Origin of the sequence: Amycolatopsis sp. lyj-90 (assembly GCF_046549035.1) — a bacterium.
GTDB lineage: Bacteria > Actinomycetota > Actinomycetes > Mycobacteriales > Pseudonocardiaceae > Amycolatopsis.
The window spans coordinates 166,164-185,898 of sequence record NZ_JAJPWP010000004.1 but is presented as its reverse complement, the minus strand read 5'-3'; the positions used below and the strand labels follow the sequence as shown (position 1 = coordinate 185,898).

The 19,735-nt window shown below is 69.1% G+C and carries 18 protein-coding genes; 7 read left to right on the top strand and 11 right to left on the bottom strand.

Annotation, left to right across the window (positions count from 1 at the left end):
* Position 1: 1 nt before the first annotated feature.
* Complete coding sequence (locus ACLJPX_RS16800; protein ID WP_410600900.1) at positions 2 to 1,186, bottom strand: MFS transporter; 1,185 nt, start codon at positions 1,184 to 1,186, stop codon at positions 2 to 4.
* A 93-nt stretch (positions 1,187 to 1,279) separates the two neighbouring features.
* Between ACLJPX_RS16800 and ACLJPX_RS16795 the strand changes: the two genes are divergently transcribed.
* Together ACLJPX_RS16795 and ACLJPX_RS16790 are read left to right on the top strand one after the other, a co-directional pair.
* The gene (locus tag ACLJPX_RS16795; protein WP_410600899.1) at positions 1,280 to 1,783 is read left to right on the top strand and encodes an Lrp/AsnC family transcriptional regulator; all 504 of its coding nucleotides are present in this window, start codon (positions 1,280 to 1,282) and stop codon (positions 1,781 to 1,783) included.
* A 151-nt stretch (positions 1,784 to 1,934) separates the two neighbouring features.
* Complete coding sequence (locus ACLJPX_RS16790; protein WP_410600898.1) at positions 1,935 to 4,319, top strand: ATP-binding cassette domain-containing protein; 2,385 nt, start codon at positions 1,935 to 1,937, stop codon at positions 4,317 to 4,319.
* Between the two features lie 165 nt (positions 4,320 to 4,484).
* On the opposite strand, the gene ligD is transcribed toward ACLJPX_RS16790, so the two are convergent.
* Positions 4,485 to 5,420 carry a non-homologous end-joining DNA ligase gene (ligD, locus tag ACLJPX_RS16785; RefSeq protein ID WP_410600897.1) on the bottom strand — a complete coding sequence of 312 codons (936 nt, stop codon included), beginning with the start codon at positions 5,418 to 5,420 and terminating at the stop codon, positions 4,485 to 4,487.
* A 36-nt stretch (positions 5,421 to 5,456) separates the two neighbouring features.
* On the opposite strand from ligD, the gene ACLJPX_RS16780 reads away from it, so the two are divergent.
* Positions 5,457 to 6,119: a TetR/AcrR family transcriptional regulator gene (locus ACLJPX_RS16780; RefSeq protein ID WP_410600896.1), complete on the top strand. Its 663-nt coding sequence runs from the start codon at positions 5,457 to 5,459 to the stop codon at positions 6,117 to 6,119.
* A 3-nt stretch (positions 6,120 to 6,122) separates the two neighbouring features.
* Here the strand turns inward: ACLJPX_RS16780 and ACLJPX_RS16775 are convergent, their stop codons facing one another.
* Both ACLJPX_RS16775 and ACLJPX_RS16770 read right to left on the bottom strand, forming a co-directional pair.
* Positions 6,123 to 6,440 carry a sporulation protein gene (locus ACLJPX_RS16775; protein WP_410600895.1) on the bottom strand — a complete coding sequence of 106 codons (318 nt, stop codon included), beginning with the start codon at positions 6,438 to 6,440 and terminating at the stop codon, positions 6,123 to 6,125.
* On the bottom strand, positions 6,441 to 7,007 hold the full coding sequence (locus ACLJPX_RS16770) for a TetR/AcrR family transcriptional regulator (protein WP_410600894.1): 567 nt from the start codon (positions 7,005 to 7,007) through the stop codon (positions 6,441 to 6,443).
* A gap of 86 nt (positions 7,008 to 7,093) precedes the next feature.
* On the opposite strand from ACLJPX_RS16770, the gene ACLJPX_RS16765 reads away from it, so the two are divergent.
* Positions 7,094 to 8,254: an agmatine/peptidylarginine deiminase gene (locus ACLJPX_RS16765; RefSeq protein WP_410600893.1), complete on the top strand. Its 1,161-nt coding sequence runs from the start codon at positions 7,094 to 7,096 to the stop codon at positions 8,252 to 8,254.
* Here the strand turns inward: ACLJPX_RS16765 and ACLJPX_RS16760 are convergent.
* Positions 8,242 to 8,901 (bottom strand): GntR family transcriptional regulator, encoded by a 660-nt coding sequence (locus ACLJPX_RS16760; protein ID WP_410600892.1) that lies wholly within the window; start codon positions 8,899 to 8,901, stop codon positions 8,242 to 8,244. The two genes, ACLJPX_RS16765 and ACLJPX_RS16760, sit on opposite strands and share 13 nt — an antisense overlap.
* Before the next feature lie 103 nt (positions 8,902 to 9,004).
* Between ACLJPX_RS16760 and ACLJPX_RS16755 the strand changes: the two genes are divergently transcribed.
* Positions 9,005 to 9,805 (top strand): carbon-nitrogen hydrolase family protein, encoded by an 801-nt coding sequence (locus tag ACLJPX_RS16755; protein ID WP_410600891.1) that lies wholly within the window; start codon positions 9,005 to 9,007, stop codon positions 9,803 to 9,805.
* 108 nt (positions 9,806 to 9,913) lie between these two features.
* On the opposite strand, the gene ACLJPX_RS16750 is transcribed toward ACLJPX_RS16755, so the two are convergent.
* The 3 genes from ACLJPX_RS16750 to ACLJPX_RS16740 form a co-directional block, all read right to left on the bottom strand.
* Positions 9,914 to 11,248, bottom strand: coding sequence for an alpha/beta hydrolase family protein (locus ACLJPX_RS16750; RefSeq protein WP_410600890.1), 1,335 nt, complete (start codon positions 11,246 to 11,248; stop codon positions 9,914 to 9,916).
* Positions 11,245 to 13,566 carry a penicillin acylase family protein gene (locus tag ACLJPX_RS16745; RefSeq protein WP_410600889.1) on the bottom strand — a complete coding sequence of 774 codons (2,322 nt, stop codon included), beginning with the start codon at positions 13,564 to 13,566 and terminating at the stop codon, positions 11,245 to 11,247. The genes ACLJPX_RS16750 and ACLJPX_RS16745 overlap by 4 nt, the downstream gene beginning before the upstream one ends.
* A gap of 112 nt (positions 13,567 to 13,678) precedes the next feature.
* Positions 13,679 to 14,242, bottom strand: a complete 564-nt coding sequence (locus ACLJPX_RS16740) for an ArsR/SmtB family transcription factor (protein WP_410600888.1) — start codon at positions 14,240 to 14,242, stop codon at positions 13,679 to 13,681.
* A gap of 251 nt (positions 14,243 to 14,493) precedes the next feature.
* Here ACLJPX_RS16740 and ACLJPX_RS16735 point away from each other — a divergent pair, with 251 nt between their 5' ends.
* Positions 14,494 to 15,687 (top strand): lytic transglycosylase domain-containing protein, encoded by a 1,194-nt coding sequence (locus ACLJPX_RS16735; protein WP_102906629.1) that lies wholly within the window; start codon positions 14,494 to 14,496, stop codon positions 15,685 to 15,687.
* A gap of 129 nt (positions 15,688 to 15,816) precedes the next feature.
* On the top strand, positions 15,817 to 16,245 hold the full coding sequence (locus tag ACLJPX_RS16730) for a pyridoxamine 5'-phosphate oxidase (RefSeq protein ID WP_101607401.1): 429 nt from the start codon (positions 15,817 to 15,819) through the stop codon (positions 16,243 to 16,245).
* 50 nt (positions 16,246 to 16,295) lie between these two features.
* On the opposite strand, the gene gcl is transcribed toward ACLJPX_RS16730, so the two are convergent.
* The 3 genes from gcl to ACLJPX_RS16715 are packed head-to-tail and all read right to left on the bottom strand — an operon-like array spanning position 16,296 to position 19,705.
* Complete coding sequence (gene gcl, locus ACLJPX_RS16725) at positions 16,296 to 17,990, bottom strand: glyoxylate carboligase (protein ID WP_410600887.1); 1,695 nt, start codon at positions 17,988 to 17,990, stop codon at positions 16,296 to 16,298.
* 3 nt (positions 17,991 to 17,993) lie between these two features.
* Positions 17,994 to 18,881, bottom strand: coding sequence for a 2-hydroxy-3-oxopropionate reductase (locus tag ACLJPX_RS16720; RefSeq protein WP_410600886.1), 888 nt, complete (start codon positions 18,879 to 18,881; stop codon positions 17,994 to 17,996).
* On the bottom strand, positions 18,878 to 19,705 hold the full coding sequence (locus tag ACLJPX_RS16715) for a hydroxypyruvate isomerase family protein (protein ID WP_410600885.1): 828 nt from the start codon (positions 19,703 to 19,705) through the stop codon (positions 18,878 to 18,880). Before ACLJPX_RS16715 ends, ACLJPX_RS16720 begins: the two co-directional genes overlap by 4 nt.
* Positions 19,706 to 19,735: the final 30 nt, after the last annotated feature.

Genomic DNA, 19,735 nt, shown 5'->3' with positions numbered 1-19,735 from the left:
ATCAACGACGCGCGACTTTTTCAACGGGCTCCGGAACGGCGGCCCGGCGGCCGAGCACCGCGAGCGGGACGAGGGCGCACAGGCCGCCCACGACGGCGACCAGAACGTACCCACCCAGGCCGAACAGCTGCCCGGCGAGAAGGCTCGCCACCGCGGAGGTCCCCCAGACGAAGGCGTCGACCGTGCCCTGCGCCCTCGCCCGCTGAGCCGGCGGGAGGTCGCGGCTGAGCATGCCGCTGCCCCCGACGAACACCAGGTTCCAGCCGTAGCCCAGCAGGAACATCGCGACCGGGATTCCCACGTGATGCGAATCGGGGGCGCCGATCGCGGTGACCGCCGCGACGGCGAGCGTGCCGATCCCGCCGAAGATGGCCGCGCGGCCACCCCAGCGGTCGGTGATCCAGCCGGACAACGGCGCCAGCGCGAACATCCCGATCAGATGCGCGCTCAGCACCCAGCCGACGACGTCGAGTCCCTGGCCGTGCTGGTGCAACTGGACCGGGGTCATCGTCATCACCGCCACCATGGCCACCTGGGCGCCGACCATCGCCACGAGCGGCCCGAGGATCACCGGGTTCCGCACGGACATCCGTTCCCGCCTCGGCACTCCCTCCACCGGGGCGGCGAGACCGCGCGGCAGGGTGGCCACGGCGGCCACCGCGATGGCCACGACGACCGCACCCGCCACGATCGGACCGGACAGGGCCGGCAGTTCGGCGGCCTCCGCCCGCGCCGCGGCGGGCGCGATCAGCGCGGGCCCGGCGACCGCGCCGACGGTCCCCGCCCAGACCATTGTGGACAGTGCGAAACCCTTGCGGTGCTCGGGAGACAGGTCGGCGGCCGTGTACCGCGAGAACTGCGCACCGCTGTTGCCGAAGCCGATCAAGGGCATCCCCGCCACCAGCGCGAGCACGGACCCGCCGAGCACCCCCGCGAACGAGATCAGCGCGCCCGCCACGGCGGCGCCGTACATCAGCACCAGGACGAACCTCCTGCCGTAGCGGGCGGCCAGCGCTCCCGACGACAGCGAACCCGCCGCGGAACCGAGTACCAGCACGGCGTTCGGCAGCCCGCTCCACGCGGCGCCGGCGTGCTCCACCACGATCAACGCCGCCGTGGTCGACAGGCCGACGACCGCGGTACTGAGACAGGCGACGCCCACGAAGAGCGCGATCATCGGTTTCATGATTCAAATCTAGGGATTCCGGAGGCCCCGGCGAATAGGCTGATGAAGGCCTCGCGGGGGTGCGAGGCCCATCATGAAAGGAATCCGGGCGCGATGACCTTACGATCGGAAAGAGCGCTGGACGACCTCGACTGGCGGCTCGTCGAAACACTCCAGGGCGACGGGCGGCTCTCGTTCAAGGAACTGGGCCGCCGCGTCAACCTCTCCGCGCCCGCGGTCGCCGAACGGGTCCGGCGGCTGGAGGAGGCCGGCGTCATCACCGGGTACCGCGCCCAGGTCGACGCGCGGCGCGCCGGGTACGACCTGCAGGCGTTCGTCGAGATGCGCTGCTCGCTCGGCAGTTGCCTGCTGCGCACCAGCAAGTCGGAGGACTACCCCGAAGTGGTCGAACTGCACCGGCTCAGCGGTGACCGCTGCACCATGCTGAAGGTGCGGGCGGTATCGCTCGAACATCTCGAAGGCCTCTTCGAACGGCTGGGCAAACACGGCGAGATCAGATCGTCGGTGGTGTTGTCGACGCAGTACGAGGGCAGGCCGGTCGGTCCGCCGGTCGAGGACTTCCTCAAGGCGACCAGGAGCGAGGGCTGGAGCGTCTGACCACCGGTCAGGAATCGAGAAGCGAGCGCCTGCGTACTCACCTAGCGTGATCACCGAACGTTCGAAGAGGACGAACGGCTCGAAACTGGTTAGATCGAGCCCGGTGAGGCTGACGGACCGTACACGCGGCCCACATGAGGATGGAGACACGATGAGCAAGACCACCAGGCCGCAGCCGCCCGAGGAGCACCCCGCCGACAGCCACGACCTCATCCGCGTGCTGGGCGCCCGCGAGAACAACCTCAAGGACGTCGCGGTCGAGCTGCCGAAACGGCGCCTGACGGTGTTCACCGGTGTCTCCGGCTCTGGTAAGAGCTCGCTGGTCTTCGACACGATCGCGGCCGAGTCGCAGCGGATGATCAACGAGACCTACAGCACCTTCGTGCAGGGCTTCATGCCGACGCTGGCCAGGCCGGACGTCGACGTGCTCGACGGCCTCACCACCGCGATCATCGTCGACCAGCAGCGGATGGGTTCCGACCCGCGCTCGACGGTCGGCACCGCCACCGACGCCAGCGCGATGCTGCGCATCCTCTTCAGCCGGATCGGGAAGCCGCACATCGGCTCGCCGCAGGCCTTCTCCTTCAACGTCGCCTCGATCTCCGGTGCGGGCGCCGTCACCGTCGAGAAGGGCGGGCGGACCACGAAGGAACGCCGCGAATTCAGCATCACCGGCGGGATGTGCGCACGCTGCGAAGGCCGGGGCAAGGTCAACGACATCGACCTCACCGCGCTCTACGACGACACCAAGTCCCTCAACGAGAACGCGCTGACGATCCCCGGTTTCTCCATGGACGGCTGGTACGGCCGCATCCTCCGCGGCTGCGGTTTCTTCGACCCCGACAAGCCGATCAAGAAGTACACCAAGAGGCAGCTGGACGACCTGCTCTACAAGGAGCCGGTCAAACTCAAGATCGAGGGCATCAACCTGACCTACTCGGGGCTGATCCCCACCATCCAGAAGTCGTTCCTGTCCAAGGACCGGGAGGCGATGCAGCCGCACATCCGCACCTTCGTGGACCGGGCGGTCACCTTCACCGTCTGCCCCGAATGCGACGGCACCCGGCTCAGCGAGCTCGCGCGGTCTTCGAAGATCAAGCGGATCAACATCGCCGACGCGTGCGCGATGCAGATCAGCGACCTCGCCGACTGGGTCCGCGGGCTCAAGGAGCCGTCGGTGGCACCGCTGCTGGAGAAGCTGCAGCACACGCTCGACTCCTTCGTGGACATCGGCCTCGGCTACCTGTCCCTCGACCGGCCGTCCGGCACGCTTTCCGGCGGTGAGGCGCAGCGCACGAAGATGATCCGGCACCTCGGCTCCTCGCTCACCGACGTCACCTACGTCTTCGACGAGCCCACCATCGGCCTGCACCCGCACGACATCCAGCGGATGAACAACCTGCTGCAGCAGCTGCGCGACAAGGGCAACACGGTGCTGGTCGTCGAGCACAAGCCGGAGACCATCGCCATCGCCGACCACGTCGTCGACCTGGGCCCCGGCGCGGGCACGGCGGGCGGGACGATCTGCTTCGAGGGCACCGTCGAAGGCCTGCGCGCCAGCGACACCAGCACCGGCAGGCACCTCGACGACCGGGCTTCGCTCAAGGACGGCGTCCGCAAGCCCACCGGCAAACTGGAGATCCGCGGCGCGGACCGGCACAACCTCCGGAAGGTGAACGTCGACGTCCCGCTCGGCGTCCTCTGCGTCGTCACCGGTGTCGCGGGCTCCGGCAAGAGTTCCCTGATCCACGGCTCGATCCCCGCCGCCGAGGGCGTGGTTTCGGTCGACCAGACCCCCATCCGCGGCTCGCGGCGGAGCAACCCGGCCACCTACACCGGCCTGCTCGAACCGATCCGCAAGGCCTTCGCCAAGGCCAACGGCGTGAAGCCCGCGCTGTTCAGCGCCAACTCCGAGGGCGCCTGCCCGAACTGCAACGGCGCGGGCGTCATCTACACCGACCTCGGCATGATGGCGGGGACCGCGACCACCTGTGAGGAGTGCGAAGGCAGGCGCTTCCAGGCGTCGGTGCTGGAGTACACCTTCGGCGGCAAGAACATCAGCGAGGCGCTCGCGATGCCGGTGTCCGAAGCCGAGAAGTTCTTCGGCGAGGGCGAGGGGCGCATCCCGGCCGCGCACGCCATCCTCGGCAGGCTCAAGGACGTCGGGCTCGGCTACCTCAGCCTCGGCCAGCCGCTCACCACGCTCTCCGGCGGTGAACGGCAGCGGCTGAAGCTCGCGACGCACATGGGCGACAAGGGCGGCGTCTACGTCCTCGACGAGCCCACCACCGGTCTGCACCTGGCCGACGTCGAGAACCTGCTCGGCCTGCTGGACCGGCTCGTCGACGCGGGCAAGTCCGTGATCGTGATCGAGCACCACCAGGCGGTCATGGCGCACGCCGACTGGATCATCGACCTCGGCCCCGGCGCCGGCCACGACGGCGGCAAGATCGTCTTCGAGGGCACGCCATCGGACCTCGTCGCGGCCGGGTCGACGCTCACCGGGGAACACCTGAAGGCCTACATCGGCAAGTGACCGACGCCCCTCCTCCCCCGCGTTTAGTGGCATAGCGCGTGACATGAAAGGCCCGTTACTTGCAAATTTTGCAAGTAACGGGCCTTTCATGTCACGCGCGTGGGGGAAGGCACGGCCGTCAGCCTCGAAGCATCTCCGCAATTAGTCCTCTAGTTGCGAAAGGCGCTAGCCGTCGCTGTCGAGGCCGTCGCGGTCGGCCCACTCGAGCAGGGTGTCCAGGGAGTACGCGGTGTCGTCGATGCCCGCGTGCAGGTCGCCGAGTTCGGCGAAGCGCGCGGGAACGGTGGCGATGGTGCACTCCCGCGGCTCGACGTCGTCGACCTCGTCCCAGGTGATCGGGGTCGAAACGACGGCTTCGGGCACGCCGCGGACCGAGTAGGCGCTCGCGATCGTGTGGTCCCGGGCGTTCTGGTTGTAGTCGACGAACAGCTTCGCGGGATCGCGGTCCTTGCGCCACCAGGTGGTGGTGACCTCGTCGGGCATCCGGCGCTCGACCTCGCGCGCGAAGGCGAGCGCCGCCCGGCGGACCTCCTGGAAGCCCCAGCGGGGTTCGATCCGGACGTAGACGTGCAGGCCGGCGCCGCCGGACGTCTTCGGCCAGCCGACGATGCCGAGTTCGTCCAGGATCTCGCGGACGGTGTGGGCGACCTTCCGCACGGTGGAGAACGGGCAGTCGGGCATCGGGTCGAGATCGATCCGCCACTCGTCGGGCCGTTCGGTGTCGGCGCGGCGGGAGTTCCAGGGGTGGAACTCGACGGTCGACATCTGCACCGCCCAGATCACGTCGGCGGGATGCGTGACGCACAGTTCGTGGGCGTGCCTGCCGGAAGGGAAGTCGACGCGGACGGTCTGCAGCCAGTCCGGGGCACCGTTCGGGACGCGCTTCTGGTGGACCTTCTCCCCCGAGACGCCGGACGGGAACCGGTGCAGCATGCACGGCCGCTCCCGCAGTGCCCGCACGATCCCGTCGCCGACCGCGAGGTAGTACCGGACGAGGTCCAGCTTGGTCTCGCCCCGCGCCGGGAAGTAGACGCGATCCGGGTTCGAGACGCGCACGGTCCGGTCGCCGACCTCGATCTCCACCGCCGAGCTTTTCGCCATGCAGGCAAACTAACCCGAACCTGCCAGGATGGCGGCATGGCGCAACGGACCCGCGCGGAGGCACTGTCCCGCGAACGCATCGTCGAGGCGGCCGTCGCGCTGCTCGACGCGGACGGCGAAAGCGGGCTGACCTTCAAGACGCTGACCGAACGCCTCTCCACCGGCGCCGGGGCGATCTACTGGCATGTGCCGAACAAGGGCGAACTGCTCAACGCCGCCACCGCGTCGGTCATCGCGGGTGCGCTGGCCACGGAGCCCTCAGGCTCGCCCCAGGACGAGATCCGCGCCATCGCGCTCGGCCTGTTCGACGCGATCGTCCGGCACCCATGGCTTTCCCCGCAGCTCGCCGTCCAGTTTTCCCGCAGCCCTTGGGGGTCGGTGACGCCGCAGATCTTCGAAACCCTCGGACAACGGGTCAGCGCTTTGGGCGTACCCGAAGCCACCTGGTTCACGGCGACCTCGGCGCTGATGCACTACATCTTCGGCGCCGCCGGGCAGAACGCCGCGAACGCCCGCGTCCTCGTGGAAGTGGACCGGGCCGAATTCCTCCACGCGGCGGCGAGCGCGTGGGAGAACCTCGATTCCGACCGGTTCCCGTTCATGAAGTCCATCGCCGATCAGGTGCGTGAGCACGACGACCGCGAGCAGTTCCTCACCGGGATCGACCTCATCCTCACCGGCATCACCGCCGGTGCTTGAGCGTCAGCCCTTCCGGCGCCTGGCCCTATGGATCGTCGCGACCATGACGGCGAAGACCGTGCCGAGGAAGGTCAGGTCCACCGCGGGCACCCAGCGGACGTCGCCGCCCTTGAGCACGTACGCGCCGACAGGACGCGCGGCCAGCATGAAACCGCCGCCCTCGCCCTCTTTGCCCTGTTCGGTGCCGTGCCCGCCGCCTCCGCCGCCGATGATGCTCGCCGCCGGGATCACCACGACGCCGTCTTTCTCGACCGGCTCGCCGTAGACACGCCGGACGGTCAGGTTGTCACGCATGGTGCCGACGACCTTCTCGAGTCCCATTCAGGCCCCCACCCTGTCCAGTTCAAGTGTGATCGCGCCACGCAGGAGCTCCCGCGCCCTGTCCAGATCCATCGAACCAGAAAGCCACCGCTCGCTGAGTCCTTCGACCAGGCTGGTGAGCCGTTCGGCGGCGTTCTCGGCCTCGGCCCCGGCGTCGTGGACGCGCCGGATCACCTCGGCGACCTCGGCCACCCAGACCCGGGTCGACTCCGCCAGCGGTTCGCGCAGCTCGGGGGTGAAGACCGCGCTGGCGCGTAGTTCGCCCCAGGCGGTGCTGTTCTCCCGCACCGCCTGCGTGTCCTGGAGTTCCCCGAACAGCATGAGTTCCAGCTCCGTACGGGAATCGACGGCCCCGGCCGCGGCCTCCTCCGTGTACCCCGCGGCACGGTCGCTGACGAACTCGAGGGTCTTCCGGAGCAGCCCGGCGCGATTGGTGAAGTGGTAGTAGATCAACGACGTCGAGATCCCGGCCTCGGCCGCGATCTTCTCGACCCGCAGGCCCCGCACGCCGCTGCGCGCGATCACCCGCACGGCCGCTTCCAAGATCTTCTGCTGACGTTCGAACACGGGTGTTCACCCTAGCGGTTTCGTCCTGACTGAATTTTCAGTCAGGATGCTATCGTGTCGTCACCGGTTCAGCCAAGGAGTGCACAGTGTTCGATTCGTCCCTACCCCGCCGCACGGTCCTGCGTGCCCTGACAGCGATCGGCGCCGTCTCGGTCGGGAGCTCGGCGTGTTCGTCGAGCCCCTCGGCGCCCGTGCCCGCTCCGACGACCGGGTCGCCGGAGCCCGCCGCCGCGGCGGCCCGCAAACTGGGCGCCGAATGGGAAAGCCACGCGCGCACCTTCATGTCCTGGCCGGCGTCGAAGTCCATTTGGGCGGAAGACCTGCCCGCCGTCCGCGAGGAGATCGCCGGCCTGGCCAAGGCGATCGCCGGCTACGAACCGGTGGTGCTCCTCGCCCGGCCCGAACACGCGGACACCGCCCAGCAGGCGTGCGGCGACACGGTCGAGGTCGTCCCGATCCCCGTCGACGACCTGTGGGCGCGCGACACCGTCCCCGTGTTCGTGGAAGAGGCGGGCAAGGTCGCGGGAGTCGACTTCAACTTCAACGGCTGGGGCGACAAGCAGAAGCCGCACGACAAGGACAACGCCGTCGCGCGGTCGGTGCTGGGCAAGTACGGACTGGCCCGCACCGAAACCTGGATCACCGCGGAAGGCGGTTCGTTCGAGACCGACGGCGCCGGGACGCTGATGGTCACCGAAAGCTCACTGGTCAACGACAACCGCAACAAGGGCAAGAGCCGCCAGGAGATCGAAGACGAGCTGAAGAAGGTGCTCGGCGTCCGGAAGGTCATCTGGTTCGCGGGCGTCCGCGGCGAGGACATCACCGACGCCCACGTCGACTGCCTGGCCCGGTTCACCGCGCCCGGCGTCGTACTGCTCGACAAAGCCGCGCCCGGCACCCCGCCGGACTCGTGGTCCCGCGCGGCCGATCAGGCGAGGTCGGTACTGGCGGGCGCCACCGACGCCGACGGCAAACCCTTCAAGGTGATCGACCTCGTCCAGCCGGATCCGGACAAGGTCGAAGGCTACGGCGAGGACAGCGTGATCTCGTACGCCAACTTCTACGTCGCGAACAAGTCGGTCTTCGTGCCGAAGTTCGGCGACGCCGCGGCGGACGAGCGTGCACAGGAGATCCTGCGCGAGCAGTTCCCCGGCCGCGAGATCGTGCCGGTGAAGATCTCGACCATCGCCTCGGGCGGCGGCGGGATCCACTGCTCGACGCACGACCAGCCGGGTCAGCCTTCCTGAGGCAGCACCGACATCACTTCGGACACCGGGCGCAAATGCTGCTCCAGCAACCGTGACGCCTCTTTCGCGTCATGGTCGTTCAGGGCGGCGACCAGTTCCCGGTGTTCGGAGTTGATCACCGTCAGCCGTTCCGGGCGGGCCTCCAGCGCGCGGACGGTGACACGCTGCTGACGCGAACGGAGCGTGTCGTACAACTCGGTCAGGACGGTGTTGCCCGCGGCGTTCACGATGGCGCGATGGAACCGGCGGTCGAATCCCGAAACGGCGAACCAGTCGCGTTCGGCACCCGAGCGCACCATCCCTTCGATGAGTTCCGGCAGTTCGGCGGGAGCACCGGCCCGGTTCGCGCAGAGCGTCGCGATGGCGTGGCCTTCGATCAGCCGCCTGCTCTGGTAGACCTCTTCCAGTTCCCGGGAAGTGACCGTGCGCACCTGGGCGCCCTTGCGCGGCAAGAGGCTGATGAACCTTTCGGCGGCCAGGCGGTGGAACGCTTCGCGAACCGGCGTCCTGGACACGCCGACGACGCCGGAAACCCACATTTCGTCGAGGAAGCGGCCGCCTTCGAGCTCGCCCGAGATGATTCCGTCGCGCAGCCACGTGTAGACCCGCTCGCGCGCCGGGCCGCCCCCTTCGGCGGTCACAGTCATCTCGCTCCCCCTCTATGCCGTTACTTTCCGCGACCGAGCCTACACCTGGACCAGCCAAGTATCCATCATGTATACAAGACTTCCACCTATCGGAAGGGGTCCCATGGTGCACGTCGCGGTGGCGCAGTTCGCGCCCGGCAACGACAAGGAAGCCAACCTCGCCCGCGTCGCCTCCCTCGTCGGCGAAGCGGCCGACCGCGGTGCGCGGGTGGTCGTGCTGCCCGAGTACTCGATGTTCACCGTACCGACGATGAGCCGGGAATTCGTGACCTCGGCCGAAGAACTCGACGGTCCGTTCGTCACCGAACTGCGTGGTCTCGCGAAGGACCGGCAGATCACCGTCGTCGCGGGCGTCAACGAAGCGCTCCCCGGCGGCGAGCGGATCTCGAACACACTGGTCGCGGCCGGTCCCGACGGGGCGATCGCCGCGCTCTACCGCAAGCTGCACCTCTACGACGCCTTCGGTTTCCGCGAATCGGAACTGGTCCGGCCCGGTGACATCGAAGCGCCGGAGACGTTCGAGGTCGACGGGATCGTCTTCGGTCTCCAGACCTGCTACGACCTGCGGTTCCCGGAAGTCACCCGCCGCCTGGTCGACGCGGGCGCGGACGCGGTCCTGCTGCCCGCCGAGTGGATGCCCGGCCCGCTCAAGGAGGACCACTGGACCACGCTGGTCCGGGCGCGGGCGATCGAGAACACGATCTACCTCGTCGCGGCGGGGCAGGCGGCGCCGACCGGATCGGGGCACAGCATGATCGTCGATCCGATGGGCGTCGTCGTCGCCTCGCTCGGCGAGCGGACGGGAACCGCGACCGGCGAGGTCTCCGCCGAGCGGATCTCCGAGGTGCGCGCCAAGAACCCGGCCCTGCACCTGCGCCGATTCGCCGTCACCCCGAAGTCCTGAGTATCTTCTGACCCGGAGGTCCGTTCGTGAAGACACGCCCTCGGGCGTGGTGACGCGGCTTCCGTTCGCCTGGGTGCCGGGTGGCCGCCCGGCACCCAGGCTCTTCCGTCACGGCACCAGCAGTCCCCAATGGACGGCCCACGGAACGAACAGGACGGCTCCTGCCAGCAGCAGCCCGACGCGGACTCCCCCGCGGTCCTTCCGCCGCCACCACGAAACCGCCGTCACCACACCGGCGATGACGACGCCCACCGCGAGCAGTTGCAGCGCGAGCCACGGCAGCGTCCGTCCGAAAAGGACCGGACCCGGTGCCATCGCCGCCCCCGTCGTCAGGACGATGTAGTAGCCGAGGAATCCCGCCGTGGCGAGCAGACCGGTCGACGCCAGCCAGCGCGCGGGCCGCGCGAGCGGCACTTCCTTGCGGCGCCGGAACAACGCCGTCACCGGGTAGGCGGCGAACGCCAGCAATGCCAACGCCCAGACGGCGATCTGCAGCCACGGCGCCTCGTACCACGAGAGCGGTGCCAGGGCGACGCTCTGACTCGCTTGCCCGGGCGGCGGATCCGAGGACGGCCGGACGGGCCCGTCGTCGAGTCCGTTCACCCACGTCCCGACGAGATCGAGGTAGCCGGGAGCGAAACCGTCGAGCTTGTCGAAGCCGTCGGTGGTCCGCCGGAGCCCGTGCTGGGCCTGGGGAAACACCTTCAGCGTGTACTGCGGGTTCCCGGCCCGTTCCAGTGTTTCCCGGAAGATCCGGACGGCTTCGCCGGGTGGGGTGAGCCGGTCCAGCTCACCCCACAGCCCGAGAACAGGCTGCCGCACCTTCTCCAGCACCGGCACCGGGTCGTACCCGGCCTCGGGGAACACACCGGCGCCCGCGAGGGTCCGCATGTTCGTCGACGCCACCATGTCCACCATCGAGCCCTCGACCCCGCCGTGCCGCAGGTAGGTCTCGAGGGCCCAGGACTGCTGACGGTCGGGCGAGACCCCGTTGGCGCCGACGGTGATCGCGAAAGCGACGTCCTTCGACTTCGACGCCGCCAAGGGCGCGACCCAGCCCCCTTCGCTCAAGCCCCAGACCCCGACGCGGGCCGGATCCACGCCAGGGCGCGAGCGCAGCGCCTGGACCGCGGCCAGCGCGTCGTCGGCCAGTACCGAGTAGTCCCGCTCGAACAGGGAATAGCCTTCGGTCCGCTTGTCGTAGATCAGCGTCGCGATCCCCGCCTTGGCGAAGGCTTCGGCCTCGGCGCGGTAGTCGTCCCGGTCGTGTTCGCCCGAGCCGTGCACCATGACGATGCCCGGCACCGGGCCGCCCCCTTCCGGCGCGACCACCGTTCCGCGCAAGGTCACGCCGTGGCTGGTGAACGAGACGTCGCCGGCCGGAGCGGCGACGGGTGCGGGCGACGACACCGCCATGACGGCCGCGAGCAGCGCGGCGATCATCGCCTGCTCACCCGGACCACCTCGAGCGACGGCGACGCGAGGATGTCCTTCTCGCAGTACCGTTCGGTGACCCAGTGCTTGCGCGCGTACAGCTCCGTCTGGTCGCTGTGGTGCGCGGATTCCGGGTTCGCGGACTGCGAATAGGTCAGCAACGTCGTCGTGTCCGGGCAGCCGGTCCCGGTGAACGCCACGACGTGCAGATACGTCCCGCCGTGCACGATCTCGGTGTAGCCGCGAGCCGGATCCCACGGCCCGCCCAAGGAGTTGTAGACCCCGCGCCCGGCCGTCCCGCCGCCGAGCGGGATCTTCTTGCCGTCGCGCTCGACATAGTGATGGTCACCGTAGGGCGCGTCGAGCGGGATCTTCGCCGCCGTCAGCTCGGCGACGGCGTCGGTGAGCGCCTTGCGGATCGCCGCGTTCCCGGTGTCGAGAGTGTTCGGGGTGTGGACGGGATCCTTGACGTCGAACGGCACCTTCCAGACGGCGGGCCCCATCCGGTCCGCTCGGGACCAGAAGCGGTCGAACAGCAGCGCGCCCCGGCTCCCGGCGTCGGAACGCCCGTCCCAGGCGGCCAAAGCGGCGCACGCGGCGTCCATTCCCGGCATCGCGGCGCACATCGTGACGACGTCGGCCCGCACGAGTTCGGCCGCATGGTCGCGATGCGAGTACATCAGGTCCCGCATGGCCTGCCCGGTGAAGCCGCCCTTCTTCAGCTGATCGGCGATCTCGACGAAGCCGCCCCGGGTCCGCAGGTTCTGCTCGGTGCGGACCGGGCCCACGATCCTGGGGAACCCGGTCCTGGGCGCGGCCGGATTGAACAGCCAGTAGCTGTCGTTCGAGTTCGCCAGGTAGTCGTCCCTGCTCAGGCCCGGAAGACTGGACGGACCGAAGACTCCGGGCCGCAGCGCGTCACGGTCGCGACCCCAAGCGCAGGCCGTCCTGGAGCCGTCGAGTACCGCGATCCCGTCGGCGTCGAAGAGTTCCTTGCCCAGCGGAGTGTTGCAGCGCGCCGCCTTCTCGTCGGTGACGTGCGGAACGCCGTGGATCTGGCTGTATTCGACGCGGCCGCGATCGTCGGTGGCGAGGATGTTCATCCAAGGCAGCCCTTGCGTCTTGCGGACCGAGTCGATCATCTCCCCCGCCGTCCGGCCTCGGGCGATCTCGAACATGGAGTTCGTCATCCCGAGGTTCCCGGCGTTGGCGTCCGCGATCGCGAAGGCGCTCGATGCCGTCCACGGCAGTTCTCGTTGCCCGAGCCGGGTGGTCACCGGACCGTATCTGGTCGTCCACTGTGGACGCACGACGCGCTCCAGGGTGCCGTCCGCCTTGCGCGACAGGACACTCACGTCGTTGCGCCGCATCCGCTCGGGCTTCCCGTCGACCAGGTACGTCGTCGGCGAGCCGGGCACGAGCTTCAACTCGAACAGCGTGTACGTGCGGGTCGTGTCGGTGGCCGTGCCACTCCAGGCCGCGGTTTCGTTGTGCCCCAGCCACATCAGCGGGATACCGGGGATACCGGCGCCGCTGACGTTGAGCTTGCCCGGCAGGCTCAGCTGCGACTGCCACAGCCTGGTCCCGCTCGACTGCCACGGCAGATGCGGGTTGGCCAGCGAGACACCTCGTCCGTTCGCCGAAGCGGCCGAACCGATCGCGATGGCGTTGCTGCCGATGCCGGTCTCCCCGGTCATCCGCTCACGACCCGTGCCCGCGGGCGGGGCTCCCGGCAGCGACGCGGTGATCGAATCCGCGAGCCCGCCCTGCCCGAAGATCATCCCGATCGCGTGGCTGTGCCGGTGGACGTCGAGTTCGGTGATCGGCTTCAGCCAGCCGGCGCCCCGGCAGGCCGGGTCGGTGATCTCCCCGGTGCGCAGGTACTTGTTGACGCCCTCGACGTAACCGCGGATCAGTTCGCGGACCTCGCGGTACGGCCCGCGCGGCGCGGGCTCGCCCAGCAACCGCTCGACGGCGCCGCTTTCGTTGAGACCTTGGAAATACAGGTCACTGGCGAGGTTCGTGCTCGCCTGGCTCACCCCGCTCGTCGGCGGCGCGTCCGGGCCCAGCCAGCGGGATCGCTCGGCCCGCGTCGTGACCGCGACGTCCGCGATCGCGCAGATGTTGTCCTTGGCGGCGGCGTACCCCTGCCCGAAGCCCAGGTTCACGTAGTCGTTCGCGACGATGTGCGGGATGCCGTATTCGGTGTAGCGGATGGTGGCGTCCGCCCGGGATACCCCGTCCGGCGGTTGCGCGGCCGTCGCGGTCCCCGCCGCGAGCAGGCTCATCGCGGCGCCTGCGGCCGCGATCCGTTTCCAGAGCAGCATGCTGCTCCCCCTTTGTGTGTGGAGTCGTTCGTGAAGACACGCCGTCCGGCGTGGTGACGCGATACCGGTGGTCGAGTGGCCGCTCTCCCACCGGTGTTTCAGCTCCCCCTCCTTACTCCTCGTCCGGATCCGGGAACGCCGTCCAGCGCACGTACACCTTTCGCGCGTCCGGACCGGGTTCCGGCCGCCAATAGCGGCGCAACAAGTCCAGGTACTCCTCCCAGAACTGCTTCAGCTCCTCGATGTTCACGTGGACCGCGCCCCGGGAGAAGACCAGCGCGTCACCCCAATCGCCCAGCTCACCGCGGCGTTCGATGAACCGCGCCATCTGCTCGAGGTCCTCGGTGAACGCGGCACGCTGCGCCTCGTCGAACACCGCGCGCATCTCTTCGCTCTGCTCGCTGTGCCGGGGCCAGCGGATGTCGCGCTGCCGGGCGCGCCACCAGCGTTCCTTGCCGTGCGCGAGCTCCGGCGCCTCGTCGATGAAGTCGTACTTCGCCAGTTCTCGCAGGTGATAGCTGGTCGCGCCCGAACTCTCCCCCAGTTCCTTGGCCAGCTTCGTCGCCGTCGCGGGCCCACGGCCCAGCGCCTCCATGATCCGCCTGCGCAACGGGTGCATCACCGCCTTCAGTACGGCGGCGTCGGTGATCTCTTCGGGCGGCGGCGGACCGGTCATGGCACCAAGGTACCGCGTGCAAAGGAGATTGTGCAAAGACTTCTTTGCACGCGGTTCAGACCACGTTGTTGAAGTGCCCGAGGATTCTGCTGACGTTTCGGTGAACTCAGCGTGAAATTGACAACTTCACTACGAAGGTCTTGTGCCGGGCGGACGAAAACCCGGCAGGTTCACAGGTTTTTCGTTGCGTCCTCCCCGAAATTCGGTTGTATCGGATAGTTTTGCCCGGAGTCGACCTAGCGGGAGAAAACATGCCGAAGCACCGCCCTCGACAGACGGACAGGCTGTCCGCCCGGCACCGGACGGCCTTCGCGCTCGCCGGTGGCGCGCTCGCCGTCCTGCCCGCGGTCACCGCGTCGGCGGGTCCCGACACGCCGATCGCCGCACCGAAGCCGGCCGCGCCGCAGAACCAGGCCGCGGCCTGGCAGCCGCCGGTGGGCACGGTCCCGGAGATCGCCGTCGACGGAAGCCTCCCCGAGCCCCCCAATCCCGATCCGCTGATCGTCCCCGGCGGCACCGGCAACGTCGGTGGCTCGTTCGCGCCGTCGGGCGCGCTCGGTATCCCGGCGAGCATGATGAAGGCCTACAAGAACGCGGCCGACATCCTCGCGAAGGAACTGCCCGGTTGTCACATCGACTGGGCGCTGATCGCGAGTATCGGCCGGATCGAGTCCAACCACGCGCGCGGCGGCTACGTCGACGCCAAGGGCAACACCCTCGAACCGATCCTCGGCCCGCAGCTCAACGGCGCCGGCCCGTTCGCGGCCATCCCGGACACCGACGGCGGCAAGTACGACGGCGACACGGTCTGGGACCGCGCCGTCGGCCCGACGCAGTTCATCCCCTCCACCTGGAAGGGCTACGCCTCCGACGGCAACGGCGACGGCGAGTCGAACCCGAACAACATCTACGACGCGACGCTGGGCTCGGGCCGCTATCTCTGCTCGGGCGGTGTCGACCTGACGTCGGAGCAGACCCAGCGCGTGGCCGTGTACCGCTACAACCACTCGCTGTCCTATGTGGACACCGTGATCCGGTGGGCGGTCTCCTACCGCGGCGGCGTCGCGACGTTCCCCGACAGCCAGGTCCCCGTCGGCGCCCCGGACTCCTCGGACGTCGCCGCGGGCACGCCCGGCGGCCAGGTCCCGGTGCCCACCCTGCCCGGCACTCCCCCGCCCGGCACGACCACGCCGCCGCCGAACCCGCTGCCCGGCTCGTCGTTCCCGCCGAGCAGCAGCACACCGCCGCCGAGCAGCTCTTCGCCGACGAAGCCGACAAGCACGCCGCCTTCGTCGACACCGCCCTCGTCGACACCGCCTTCGAGCACGCCTCCGTCCTCGACGCCGCCGCCGTCCAGCACCACGACGACCCCGCCGCCGTCCTCGACTCCGGCCGGGAACACCGGTGAGGCGACGCCGACCAGCTCCGCCTCCCCCACGCCGTAACGACTCGTGAGTGGTACGGACGGTTAGAACCGTCCGTACCACTCACGAGGTTGGAACGTCCGGAATGTCCTGAAGCCGCCCCGCGTTACCGCTTCTCGTAGCTCATCAACCGAGAGAAGCGAGACACGAATGTCGTCTTTCGTCATGACCGCCGAAGAACGGGAAACCTTCCTGAGCGAGGTTCACATCGGGGTCTTGGCCGTCGAGCGGGAAGGACGGGCCCCGCTGGCCGTACCGGTCTGGTATGACTACGAGCCCGGCGGCGAACTCCTGATCTGGATGGACGGCGGTTCGGTCAAGGACAAGGCGATCAAGAAGGCGGGCAGGCTCAGCCTGGTCGCGCAGACCGAGACCTTCCCCTACAAGTACGTCACGGCCGAGGGTCCGGTCATCGCCAACGACGTGCCGCCCACCCGCGAGCAGGCGTTGAAGATCGCGCACCGCTACCTGCCGGAGGCCGAGGGAACGGCGTACGTCGACGGCTCGCTCAGCGACAACTCCGTGCTGGTGCGGGTCCGTCCGGAGAAGTGGCTGAGCAACGACCAGTCCAAGGCCTGACGCCTGAGGGGGTCCCGGCCGCCACAGGGGCAACGACCGGGACCCCGTCATCAGCCCGCGATGGGCTCGAACTCGACGACGCTGTCGAGCGCCTTGCCCATCGCGGCGTTCCCTTCGCGTTCGATCATGATCTCCACCAGCACCGGCCGTGACGTCCGCTCGGCCTCCTTGCGCGCCCATTCCAGCGACGCCCGGATCTCGCCAGGCTCGGTCACGCGGGTCCCGGCGCAGCCGTAGGCCTCCATGACCTTCACGTTGTCCGTGCCGTTCTTGTCGTAGTGGATGTCGACCTCGAAGTTCATCTCGTAGCCGGTCTCGGCCTGCCGGATGAGCCCCAGGTACTCGTTGTTGAGCATGATCAGCACGAATCCGACGTCGTACTGCGCGGCCACCGCCAGCTCCTCCACCAGGAACTGGAACGAGTAGTCCCCGACGACGCCGACGACTTCGGCCTCCGGCTTCGCCTTCTTGACGCCGATCGCGGCCGGGATCTCCCAGCCGAGCGGGCCCGCCTGGCCGCACACCTGGTAGTGGCGCGGCTTGTGCGCGCGCTGGAACTGCCCGGACCAGATCTGGTAGAGCCCGATCGCGGTGACGAAGTACGCGTCCTCGCCGTAGAACTCGTTGATCTCCTTGAACACCCGCGGCGCCTTGATCGGCGTGTCCTCGAAGTCCTCCCGCCGGGGCAGGCTCTCCTTCAGCTCACCGATCCGCCGCGGCCAAGCGCTGTCCCGTGCCGGAGAACGCTTCGACGCCGCCTCGATCAGCGCGTCCAGGAAGGCGCCCGTGTCCGACACGATCCCGAGGTCGGGCCCGAACACCTTGCCCAGCTGCGTCGGCTCGATGTCGACGTGGATGAACTTCCGGCTGCCGCGGTAGACGTCGAGGTCACCGGTGTGCCGGTCGCCGAACCGCGCGCCGAGCGCCAGCACCAGATCCGCTTCGAGGAAGGCCGCGTTCGCCCACCGCTGCGACGTCTGGATCCCGGCCATGCCGGCGAACAGTTCGTGATCCTCGGGGAAGGTCCCCTTGCCCATCAGCGTGACGCCGACCGGGACGCCGAGCAGTTCGGCCGCAGTCCGCAGCCGGTCGCTCGCGCCGCCGAGGACCACGCCGCCGCCCGCGAGGATCAGCGGCCGTTCGGCGGCAAGCAGCAGGTCGAGCGCACGCTCGACCCGGGCGGGCGACGGCGTCGCGACGATGACCGGCAGCGGCGAGTCGATGCTGGAGTCCCACTCGATCTCCTGCCGCTGGACGTCGATCGGCAGGTCGATGAGCACCGGGCCCGGGCGGCCGGACCGCGCGATCCGGAACGCTTCCCGGAACACCCAGGGCAGTTGCGCGGCTTCCTTGACCTGCACCGCCCATTTCGTCACCGGCTTGGCGATCTCGACGATGTCGACGGCCTGGAACGCCTCGGTGTGCAGCTTCCGCGAGTCGGCCTGCCCGGTGATGCAGATGATCGGGATCGAATCGGCCTGCGCGGTGTAGAGCCCGGTGATCATGTTCGTCCCGGCGGGCCCGGAGGTGCCGATCGCGACGCCGACGTTGCCGGTGGTCCTGGCCCACCCGTCGGCCATATGGGTCGCGCCTTCTTCGTGGCGCACGATCAAGTGCTCGATGCCGCTGCCCTGCATCGCGTGGTACAGCGGGAGGATCGCGGCACCGGGACAGCCGAAAGCGGTGTCGACGCCTTCACTGAGCAGGACGTCGACGACGGCCTGCATGGCGGGGATTCTGGGCATTCCTCACTCCTTGCTTTCCGCGCCGGACAGCGCTTCGACGACCTTCAGCAGGGCGGAGTGATCGAGCGAGCCGTGTCCCATCGCCCGTCCGGCGGCGACGAGCTGGGCGACCAGCCCGGTGATCGGCAGCGCGACGTCGGCCTGCCTGGCGGCGGCGAGCGCGATGCCCATGTCCTTGTGGTGCAGGTCGATCCGGAAACCCGGCGCGAATTCGCGCGCCACCATGGACTTCCGCTTGAGTTCGAGGATCCGGCTGCCCGCCAGGCCGCCCGCGAGGACGTCCAGTCCGACACCGGCGTCCACGCCGGACGCTTCGAGCAGCACGATCGCCTCGGCGATCAGTCCGTAGGTCCCGCCGACCACCAGCTGGTTCGCGGCCTTGACGACCTGGCCCGCACCGTGCGGCCCCACGTGGACGATCGTCTTGCCGACGGCCTCCAGGATCGGGAGCGCGGCCGCGAAATCGGCGTCGTCACCACCGGCCATAATGGACAGTGAGGCCTGCTCGGCGCCGGCCTGGCCACCCGAAACGGGCGCGTCCAGCACGCGGATCTCCCGTTCGGCGGCCCGCTCGGCCACCTCGATGGAGGTCTCCGGCCGGATCGTGCTCATGTCGATCAGCAGGGTCCCCGGTTTCGCCGACTCCAGCACCCCGCCCGCCGCCAGCACGACGGCCTCCACCTGCGGATGGTTGGGCAGCATGGTGATCACGACTTCCGCGCCCGCGACGGCGTCCGTGACCCCGTTCGCCGCCCGGCCGCCCGCGGCTTCCAGCCTCGCGAGCGCGTCCGCGTTCGTGTCGAAGCCGCTCACCTCGTGGCCCGCGGCGACGAGATGTCCCGCCATCGGCCCGCCCATGATCCCCAGGCCGATGAATCCCAGCTTGGTCATGCCAGTCCCCTTCGTTCGAAAGGCAGCCACGACAGCGACTCCGCGCTCGGCCCGTCGGGTTTGTACTCCACGCCGACCTGCCCGCGGTAGCCCGCCGTCTGCAGCTTTTCCAGGTATCCCTCGATGTCCAGCGTTCCGGTCCCCGGCTGGTGGCGCCCTGGGGCATCGGCGATCTGCACATGGCCGATCCGTCCGGTGTGGACGGTCGTGACCGTGTCGAGGTCGTCACCGTTGACCGCCAGGTGGTACAGGTCGGCCAGCAGCTTCACGTTGTCCCGCCCGAGTTCGTCGAGCACCTTGAGCACGTCGTCCGCGGTCTTGAGCGGATACTTCTCCGCCCCCGACAACGGTTCCAGGACGATCTCCGCGTCGATCCGCGCGGCCGCGTCCGACGCGAGCGCCAGATTCGACAGCCCCAGCTTGTCCTGCCCCGCCGGGTCGGCGCCGTCGATCCGGTTGCCGTAGAGCGCGTTGAACCGGCGGCAGCCGAGCCGCTCGCCGAGCTCGATCGCGGAGGCGATACCGGCGGCGAACTCGTCCTCGCGCCCGGGCCAGGTGACCAGACCGCGATCACCGCCGGCCATGTCGCCGGGGAAGAAGTTCAGCCCGGTCACCGCGACACCGGCCCGCTCGACCGACGCCACGAACGCGTCGGCCTCGACGGCGTCCGGCACCGGCGTCTCGAACGGCCACCAGTACTCGACAGCGGTGAAGCCCGCCGCCCGTGCCGCCTCCGCACGGTCGAGCAACGGCAACTCGGTGAAGACCAGCGACAGGTTCAGCACATAGGGCAGGGCATGACGCGAACCGGCAAGATCAACCATCGAAACCTCAGCAATTTCGCTCTGCGGAAA

Bases quoted from the DNA above. Each gene is read 5' to 3' on its own strand.
- ACLJPX_RS16800 (WP_410600900.1), bottom strand. From the start codon at position 1,186: ATGAAACCGATGATCGCGCTCTTCGTGGGCGTCGCCTGTCTCAGTACC.
- ACLJPX_RS16795 (WP_410600899.1), top strand. From the start codon at position 1,280: ATGACCTTACGATCGGAAAGAGCGCTGGACGACCTCGACTGGCGGCTC.
- ACLJPX_RS16790 (WP_410600898.1), top strand. From the start codon at position 1,935: ATGAGCAAGACCACCAGGCCGCAGCCGCCCGAGGAGCACCCCGCCGAC.
- ligD (WP_410600897.1), bottom strand. From the start codon at position 5,420: ATGGCGAAAAGCTCGGCGGTGGAGATCGAGGTCGGCGACCGGACCGTG.
- ACLJPX_RS16780 (WP_410600896.1), top strand. From the start codon at position 5,457: ATGGCGCAACGGACCCGCGCGGAGGCACTGTCCCGCGAACGCATCGTC.
- ACLJPX_RS16775 (WP_410600895.1), bottom strand. From the start codon at position 6,440: ATGGGACTCGAGAAGGTCGTCGGCACCATGCGTGACAACCTGACCGTC.
- ACLJPX_RS16760 (WP_410600892.1), bottom strand. From the start codon at position 8,901: ATGACTGTGACCGCCGAAGGGGGCGGCCCGGCGCGCGAGCGGGTCTAC.
- ACLJPX_RS16755 (WP_410600891.1), top strand. From the start codon at position 9,005: ATGGTGCACGTCGCGGTGGCGCAGTTCGCGCCCGGCAACGACAAGGAA.
- ACLJPX_RS16750 (WP_410600890.1), bottom strand. From the start codon at position 11,248: ATGATCGCCGCGCTGCTCGCGGCCGTCATGGCGGTGTCGTCGCCCGCA.
- ACLJPX_RS16745 (WP_410600889.1), bottom strand. From the start codon at position 13,566: ATGCTGCTCTGGAAACGGATCGCGGCCGCAGGCGCCGCGATGAGCCTG.
- ACLJPX_RS16740 (WP_410600888.1), bottom strand. From the start codon at position 14,242: ATGACCGGTCCGCCGCCGCCCGAAGAGATCACCGACGCCGCCGTACTG.
- ACLJPX_RS16735 (WP_102906629.1), top strand. From the start codon at position 14,494: ATGCCGAAGCACCGCCCTCGACAGACGGACAGGCTGTCCGCCCGGCAC.
- ACLJPX_RS16730 (WP_101607401.1), top strand. From the start codon at position 15,817: ATGTCGTCTTTCGTCATGACCGCCGAAGAACGGGAAACCTTCCTGAGC.
- gcl (WP_410600887.1), bottom strand. From the start codon at position 17,990: ATGCCCAGAATCCCCGCCATGCAGGCCGTCGTCGACGTCCTGCTCAGT.
- ACLJPX_RS16720 (WP_410600886.1), bottom strand. From the start codon at position 18,881: ATGACCAAGCTGGGATTCATCGGCCTGGGGATCATGGGCGGGCCGATG.
- ACLJPX_RS16715 (WP_410600885.1), bottom strand. From the start codon at position 19,705: ATGGTTGATCTTGCCGGTTCGCGTCATGCCCTGCCCTATGTGCTGAAC.